7 protein-coding genes and 1 pseudogene are annotated in these 7,791 nt (G+C 38.6%); 1 reads left to right on the forward strand and 7 read right to left on the reverse strand.

Annotated elements, in window-relative coordinates; all coding sequences use genetic code 11:
- Positions 1 to 570: 570 nt before the first annotated feature.
- The 5 genes from HT701_RS08350 to HT701_RS08370 form a co-directional block, all read right to left on the reverse strand.
- Complete coding sequence (locus tag HT701_RS08350; protein ID WP_100104188.1) at positions 571 to 1,497, reverse strand: ATP-binding cassette domain-containing protein; 927 nt, start codon at positions 1,495 to 1,497, stop codon at positions 571 to 573.
- A gap of 10 nt (positions 1,498 to 1,507) precedes the next feature.
- Positions 1,508 to 2,575 carry an ABC transporter ATP-binding protein gene (locus HT701_RS08355; RefSeq protein ID WP_000159548.1) on the reverse strand — a complete coding sequence of 356 codons (1,068 nt, stop codon included), beginning with the start codon at positions 2,573 to 2,575 and terminating at the stop codon, positions 1,508 to 1,510.
- Positions 2,576 to 2,583: 8 nt separating this feature from the next.
- A complete protein-coding gene (gene oppC / locus HT701_RS08360) occupies positions 2,584 to 3,510 on the reverse strand; it encodes an oligopeptide ABC transporter permease OppC (RefSeq protein ID WP_000103690.1) in 927 nt (308 codons plus the stop codon).
- On the reverse strand, positions 3,510 to 5,006 hold the full coding sequence (locus HT701_RS08365; protein WP_000759897.1) for an ABC transporter permease: 1,497 nt from the start codon (positions 5,004 to 5,006) through the stop codon (positions 3,510 to 3,512). The genes oppC and HT701_RS08365 overlap by 1 nt, the downstream gene beginning before the upstream one ends.
- 66 nt (positions 5,007 to 5,072) lie before the next feature.
- Positions 5,073 to 7,052, reverse strand: coding sequence for a peptide ABC transporter substrate-binding protein (locus tag HT701_RS08370; protein WP_023940854.1), 1,980 nt, complete (start codon positions 7,050 to 7,052; stop codon positions 5,073 to 5,075).
- A 127-nt stretch (positions 7,053 to 7,179) separates the two neighbouring features.
- Between HT701_RS08370 and HT701_RS11560 the strand changes: the two genes are divergently transcribed.
- A complete protein-coding gene (locus HT701_RS11560; RefSeq protein ID WP_080673629.1) occupies positions 7,180 to 7,362 on the forward strand; it encodes a hypothetical protein in 183 nt (60 codons plus the stop codon).
- Here HT701_RS11560 and HT701_RS08375 read toward each other — a convergent pair.
- Positions 7,346 to 7,531 (reverse strand): annotated as a pseudogene (locus tag HT701_RS08375) (transposase); the annotation flags it as partial. The gene HT701_RS11560 and the pseudogene HT701_RS08375 overlap by 17 nt on opposite strands.
- 4 nt (positions 7,532 to 7,535) lie before the next feature.
- The coding region (locus HT701_RS08380) for a transposase (RefSeq protein ID WP_172928451.1) at positions 7,536 to 7,791 on the reverse strand (256 nt) is incomplete at its 5' end.

A 7,791-nucleotide genomic window follows, 5' to 3' on the forward strand; every position in this document is an offset into this window, starting at 1 on the left:
ATTTTGGATAGATTTGATAGACTACTTTTCCTTTATCAAGTGTCATCTGTTTCTCCTTTTCTGATAAAAGGGAGGAAGCAGTCTTCCGTCTCTATTTGTGCTATTTCAATTATACTCAATGAAAATNNATTTTCGAAGAGTATAAAACAAAAAACCGCCTAGATAATACCTAAACGGGTACTTGAAATAACCTAACAAGTTACAACTTAGCTAGTCCATTTAGATATTCATCTATATGGACCACAATCAAAAATCTTAGCCACATAGATACAAACAAATTGCTTGAACTGTTTGCATCCATGGTGACATGTCTACAAACACTATCTAAAGTAGCTAAAGTAAAAGTTTTGATTCATCGTTACAGCTTGTCTCTTATTCATTTCTTTTTCTGCTTTCTTTTTTGATGTTTCCTATCTTACCACCTTTTTCATTAGCTGTCAAGAATATTTCAGAATATTTTAAAATTTTTCGAAAATTCTTTCAGTACGCTTTCAAAGATTTTCAAATCAGTCCAACAAAAAAAGGTTTATAATTTCCATAAAAATTGACATGGAAATTATAAAACCATTATTAGTTTAACCCTTGTTGGTAACGTGCCAATTCGGCTTGGTTCGCCCAAACATAGTGACCTGGACGGATTTCTACCATAGATGGCTTATCAGTCTCATAATCGTGTTGACTTGGGTCGTAAACCTTCAAGACCTTCTTACGTTCCAAGATTGGATCTGGGATTGGTACCGCTGAAAGCAAGGCTTGAGTATATGGGTGAATTGGATTGTTAAACAATTCTTCTGTCTCTGCAACCTCTACAATAACACCCTTGTAAATAACTGCGATACGATCTGAAATAAAACGAACAACCGACAAGTCATGGGCGATAAAGAGATAGGTCAAGCCAAGTTCTTTTTGGAATTTTTTGAGCAAGTTCAAGACTTGGGCACGCACAGAAACGTCCAAGGCTGAAATTGGTTCATCCGCAATAACAAAGTCTGGTTGCATGACCAAGGCACGGGCAATACCGATACGTTGACGTTGACCACCTGAAAACTCATGAGGGTAACGAGTCAAATGCTCAGCAAGCAGACCCACTTCACGGATAATATTTTGAACTTTCTCTTCACGCTCTGCTTCATCCTTAAACAAATGGTGATTGTAAAGACCTTCAGAAATAATATAATCAACAGTCGCACGTTCATTCAAACTTGCCGCAGGGTCTTGGAAAATCATCTGGATACGACGAATCAATTCCGCAGCTTGTTCACGCGATTTCTTACCATTAATCTTTTGACCCTCAAAAATGATATCTCCATTACTTGTATCATTGAGACCGATGATAGCACGACCAATAGTTGTTTTCCCACTACCTGACTCACCAACAAGCGAGAACGTTTCTCCCTTGTTGATAAAGAAGTTAGCATTTTTAACCGCGACAAACTTCTTACTTCCTTCACCGAAGGAAATTTCTAAATCTTTAATTTCTACTAATTTTTCAGACATTTCCTTCCTCCTAGTCAGCCAGATGAGCAAATCCCATTTTTTCACGGATCTTATCATGGAGATTTGCAATCACAGCTGGTTTTTCTACTTTTGGAGCATCCTCATGAAGTAGCCAAGTTTTAGCCCAATGTGTCTCTGATACTGAGAATTGAGGAGCTTTTTGTTCGAAGTCAATCTGCATTGCATAGTCAGAACGCAAGGCAAAGGCATCCCCTTTCAGGTCAGTATAAAGTGACGGAGGTGTTCCTGGGATTGAGTAAAGATCCCCTTTATCATCAGCAAGCTGAGGCAAGCTAGACAAGAGACTCCATGTATATGGATGGCAAGCGTCATAGAAGACTTCCTCAACAGTTCCATACTCAACGATTTCTCCTGCATACATAACCGCTACCTTATCCGCAATACTTGCTACCACACCAAGGTCGTGAGTGATAAAGATTGTTGTGAAATGATACTCGTTTTGTAAAGATTTTAGCAAATCAATAATCTGAGCTTGAATGGTTACATCCAAGGCAGTTGTTGGCTCATCACAGATCAAGACATCAGGTCGGCAGGCAAGGGCAATCGCAATAACGATACGTTGACGCATTCCTCCAGAATATTGGAATGGGTATTCATCAAAACGTCTATCTGCATCTGGAATCCCAACCTTATTCATGTAGTCAATGGCCAATTCTTTTGCTTCCTTGGCTGTTTTTCCTTGGTGTTTTACAATAACTTCTGTAATCTGGCTACCAATTGTTTTAATGGGGTCCAAACTAGTCATTGGATCCTGGAAGATAGTCGCAATCTTAGCACCACGAATTTGTTCCCAATCCTTGTGAGAAGATAAAGCTGTCAAATCCTGACCACGGTAGTCAATACTACCTTGGGCAATGCGACCATTTTCTTCGAGCATACCTGTGAAAGTTTTTGTCAAAACAGATTTTCCTGATCCTGATTCACCTACCAAGGCTAATACTTCTCCTTCAACTAGTTCAAGGGAAACGCCGCGAATGGCTGTCAATACTTTGTCACGAACGTCAAATTCCACGACAATATCGCGAGCAGTCAAAATTACATTTTTTTCTTTTGTCATTTCTACTCCTATCTATGTGTACGTGGATCACTAGCATCCGCTAAGTTTTGACCAACTACGAAAAGGGACAAGGATACCAAAACAAGGGTTGTCAATGGAATCCAGAACAAGTAAGCATTGGTTGTTACGTTTTGTGAATAATCCGAAATCAAACGACCCAAACTTGGCACTGTAATCGGCAATCCAAGACCGAAGAAAGACAAGAAGGCTTCGTATGAGATAAAGCTTGGAAGCATTTGAGTCATCGTTGTCACAATAACAGATACCAATTGTGGCATAATGTTTTTGGCAACAATCTTCAAGGTTGGTGTTCCCAAAGTACGTGACGCCAAGTTGTATTCCAAATCACGATAACGCAAGATTTGCACACGGATCATGAAGGCAATCCCAATCCATGTCGTCACACTCATAGCAAAAATCAGATTCCAGAATCCAGCTCCGATTGAGTAAGTCAATACAATGACAATCAAAAGAGATGGGATGTTTGAGATGACGTTATAAACTTCCATCATGACACGGTCAACTGATTTTGAAATTCCCCAAATACCACCGACAAAAACACCGATAACCAAGTTAATCACTGTCGCAATCACAGAAATAAGGATAGAGTTACGAGCTCCAAACCAGACACCGTCAAAGAGTGATTTACCGTTACTGTCTGTACCGAACCAATGCTCAGCATTTGGCTTGATATAACGAGCACTAAAGTCGTTTACCTTGCTGACATCATTGAAATCAAACTTAGAAAACATTGGGTAGATGAAACTCATCAAAATGATGGCTACCAAGATTCCCAACATGACTACAGTTGATTTTTTCTTCATAAATTGTCTAAACACTGATTTCCAGTAAGAATATGCTGGCGCATCAATAGTTTCAGAGGCAAAATCGTCACGTTTTATAAACTGAAATTTTTCTTTATCGATTGTAGACATTATTTGCCTCCTTTCTCAGTCAATTTAATACGTGGGTCAATAATAGTCATCCAAATATCTCCCAAAAGACGTGAGAAGATAGAAATACATGTAAAGATGAAGACAAGACCAACGACCATAGAGTTATTAGATGCTTTTACAGAGTCAATCAACATTTTACCCATACCTGGGAAGGCGAAGACTGTTTCAGTAAGGGTTGCACCACCGATAACCCCAATAATGGCACCAGGAATTCCTGAAACCAGCGGAACCATGGCATTTTTAAAGATGTGTTTGTTTGAAATTTCTTTTTCAGACAAACCTTTTGCACGAGCGAAACGAACAAAGTCTTGAGATTGCAAGTCAATCATGTAACGACGAATCCAAATAGCTGTACCAGGAGCACCCAACAAACCAAGGATGACTGCTGGTAAAACGTAAGAACGCCAATCTCCAGCTCCCAAGATAGGGAACGAATCTGGAAGACCAATAGATGATCCAATCAATCGAACGATGTAAACCAAGGCAATGGTTGGAAGAGCAAGCAAGAAGGTCAAAGCCCCTGTTGAGAAGCTATCAATCCAAGTGTTCTTGAAACGAGCCATGGCTGAACCAAGTGGCACTGCAATCGCATAAGAAATCACCAAACCAATCAAACCAGTAATAGCAGAGCTGACAATCATAGATGGATATTGGTAATTACTTTCAGTCGCTGTATAAGGATCATCTTTCCCATAGCTAGCTACTTCACGAGAGTCAGCCTGACTAGGTGACTTGTAGGTTCTTGAGTAAATATTTACAGAAGACGTTTTCTTACCTGTTGGGAACTGAACTTGGGCAGTTTTGGTTTGTCCTTGACCTTGAGTAATAACCTGAAGAACTGGTGTATTAGCATAGGTTGGATAAGAGTCACCTAAATTGATGTTCACAAAATTTTGATGCACAAATGGGAACTGACTGTTAAAGTATAAGAGATATTTATGTTTAGTTCCTGAACCGACCAATGACCATCCGATAGCTGGATCATTTTCGAAACGAAGATAACGTTTCAAGTCTGGATTTTCAGGGTCTTGGATTTTATTTGTATGGTCAATGTCAATCAAGTTAGCATAGAAGTGAAAAACACGTTCAAAAATGGGGATTTCACGACTAGCATAGAATTGACCACTTTCAGTAAATTCTCCCAAGGTCCAACCATGACCTAATTGATTGATGTACTTTTCATAAATAGCTTTATTGGTCGCATTTGCTTCTACTGTTACAGAAGAATCCATGCTACTTGCCTTTTCTTGCAACTCTTTAGTATCGTAATACTCAATGTAGCCCATACGCTCAAACACAGTATTTTCATAGTTATCACGTTTATCAGCCGTTGTCGCAATTTTATTATAGTTAGGGTCCTGCTTGAAAATCAATTTTCGAGGAACCAAGGTATAGATAATCGTGTAGGTCAAAGTCGTCACTAAGAAAATCGAAACCAATGACCGCAAAACACGCATAAAAATATATTTTTTCATATTATTTCCTTTAAAAATCCCAAAAGAACCTTCTCCTCATGGAGAGAAAGTTCTATTAGAAATTATTTACTTCACATGACTTGCCAATTCTTTTTGAGCTTTCTCATTTGATTCAGCTTTTTCTTTCAACCATTTTTCACGAGCTTTTTCATACTCTTTCTTAGTCACCGCTTTATCTTGCAATTTCAAATATTTGAAGTAAACATCTGACCCCTTAGAGCCTGTTTGCGCAGAAGCTCCAGTAAATGGAACAACTCGTGAAAGCACCGGTGCTGCACCAGAAGAAGCCATAGCAGGAATAAAGAGAGAACTATCAGTCAACCATGCTTGAGCCGCTGCATATTTTTCATAACGGACATTCAAGTCGCTTGTCTCTTTGGCAGCTTCATCAACCAATTTATCGTATTCTTTCAAACCAACTTGAACTACTGAAGGGCTATTTGGATTATCAAATCCTAAATATGTTTTTGTAGTTTCACTGCTAGTTGTTTTTAAAATATCCAAGTAAGTAGATGGGTCTTGATAGTCTGGTCCCCATGTAACTCCTCCCGATACATCCCAATCCTCAGATGAAGCATTGGCAGCATAGTAAGTAATATTAAGGAATTCATCACTTGTCATTTGTTGAATATCGACAACGACATTTTCAACACCAAGAACTGTTTCTACAGATTGTTTAAAGGACTGAATACGGGCGATGTAGCCTTTTGATGCTTGGTCTACTGGAACATCCAGATGAATAGGAAACTGAACGCCATCTGCTTCTAAAGCTTTCTTAGCTTTCGCAAACTCTGCCTTGGCCTTGTCAGCATTGAATAAACCATCCTGCCCATCAGCTAAATTCACACCTTTCCACTCATCTCCATAAGCAGGAAGTTGAGCAGCGACTAAATCACCAAAGGTCTTCTCACCAACTGAAACAAAGTCTGGTTTTACAAATAGATTACGAACTGCTAAAGCTGCTCCATCTTTACCATTGATTTGAGCTGAGTAAGCTGAGCGATCAAGAGCAAAATTCAAGGCTTGACGGAAATCTTTGTTAAGCAATGCCTTCTTAGTAGCTGCTTTCTCTGAATCTGTAGTTTTAGAAGTATAGTTGTAACTTTGGCGATCAACATTCACACCGAGACCAGCAATCCCAGAGCCTGGTTGTGTATAATAGATATTGTCCTTGTATTTTTCTGCAACCTTAGAATAGTTGGAGCTGGTAGGGAAAAGACGGGCATAACTATAAGCTCCACTAGTGAAGTTACGCTCTAGCGACTCCTGATCTGAGCCATCATAGTAAGCTAGATTGATAGTATCTAGGTGGACATTTTCTTTATCCCAATATTGCTCATTTTTTACAAACTCTACAGAAGATTTTGCAGTCAACCCTTTCAACAAGAATGGACCATTATAAAGCAAGGATGTCGGATCTGTTGGTTTAGCAAAATCGCTTCCTTTTGATGTTTCGAATTCTTCATTCAGAGGCCAGAAAATAGAATAGGTCAACTTAGAGTTCCAGAACGGTTCAGGCTGGTTCAAAGTGTATTGTAACGTATAATCATCAACCGCCTTGACACCAACTGTTGAAAAATCTGTTGAAGTTCCTGATAGATAATCTGCCAAGCCTTTAACCGAATTTTCAGCTAAATACATAGCTTCTGATTTTTTATCTGCTGCGTGTTTTAAACCGTTCACGAAATCTTTAGCCGTCACCTCTGCATATTCTTCTCCATCAGAGGTAAACCATTTAACCCCTTTACGAATCTTATAAGTGTAGGTCAAACCATCCTTAGAGACTTCCCAATCCTCTGCAACTGCAGGAGCAAGATTACCGTAATTATCGTTAGTGAATAAACCATCAATCCCATTTGAAGTCACTACTGTTGTACTATTTTTACTTGAAATCAGGTAGTCCAAGGTTTCTGGGTCTGCTGTATAAACATAGCCATAAGCTTTAGGGGCTGATGAATCAGATGATTTTGAAGAACTGCATGCTGCAAGTACACCTGCTGCTAATAAAACAAGACCTGCTGTAGCAAATACACGATTTTTTTTCATTTTCTACTCCTCTGTTTATGTGAATTATAGATTGACAACCATTATATCATATTATCCATTAAAAATCAAACAAATTTTCAGAATATTTAGGCTTGTTGGCACAAATTTTTCATTTTTTTTTGAATATATGATTCAAATTGTCGTTCGAAGTGTCAAAGACTACAGTGAAAATAGGAAATTTGACGCAGAAACTTTGGAGCTTAGGAAGACATACAGTAAAATAAAATACGGACGGAACAATGTGATTTTGGAATTCAAATTAAATTATAACAATACTAGACTTCCTGCAAAAGAGGATATAGCTTCATGAGTCCTTGATAACCATTGTCAGCCAAGATTTTACCAGCTTGTCCGATATTTCTGCGACTCGTTTTGAACAACTTCATATCATGACAATAGTTCACAGCGATATCCAAAGAAACAATTCTCCCTTGACTTGTGACAATCGCTTGAGCCTTCATAGCGTGGCATTTCTTTTTATAGTCATTTAGTTTTTAAAAAGCGTTCCAACCATTCAAAAATAGTTGGGACTTCCCTTAATAAATCTGTTACTTTCTTTTTCAAGATAGCCCAAGCTTGCTCAATAGGATTCAAATCCGGTGAATATGGCGGTAGAGGTAAGAAAAAGTGTTTATCTTGGATGCAGAGTTCATCCAAAATGTTCTTGGGATCAAAACTAGCATTGTCCATGATAATAACATGAGGTGTCTTCAAAGCAGGTAGGAGTTGCGTTTTGAAC

This window comes from Streptococcus sp. 10824 (assembly GCF_013276595.1).
GTDB classification, from domain to species: domain Bacteria; phylum Bacillota; class Bacilli; order Lactobacillales; family Streptococcaceae; genus Streptococcus; species Streptococcus pseudopneumoniae.

What these genes read in the sequence shown, in the direction of transcription:
- HT701_RS08355 (WP_000159548.1), bottom strand. Translation starts at nt 2,575, where the DNA reads ATGACAAAAGAAAAAAATGTAATTTTGACTGCTCGCGATATTGTCGTG.
- HT701_RS11560 (WP_080673629.1), top strand. Translation starts at nt 7,180, where the DNA reads ATGATTCAAATTGTCGTTCGAAGTGTCAAAGACTACAGTGAAAATAGG.
- HT701_RS08370 (WP_023940854.1), bottom strand. Translation starts at nt 7,052, where the DNA reads ATGAAAAAAAATCGTGTATTTGCTACAGCAGGTCTTGTTTTATTAGCA.
- oppC (WP_000103690.1), bottom strand. Translation starts at nt 3,510, where the DNA reads ATGTCTACAATCGATAAAGAAAAATTTCAGTTTATAAAACGTGACGAT.
- HT701_RS08350 (WP_100104188.1), bottom strand. Translation starts at nt 1,497, where the DNA reads ATGTCTGAAAAATTAGTAGAAATTAAAGATTTAGAAATTTCCTTCGGT.
- HT701_RS08365 (WP_000759897.1), bottom strand. Translation starts at nt 5,006, where the DNA reads ATGAAAAAATATATTTTTATGCGTGTTTTGCGGTCATTGGTTTCGATT.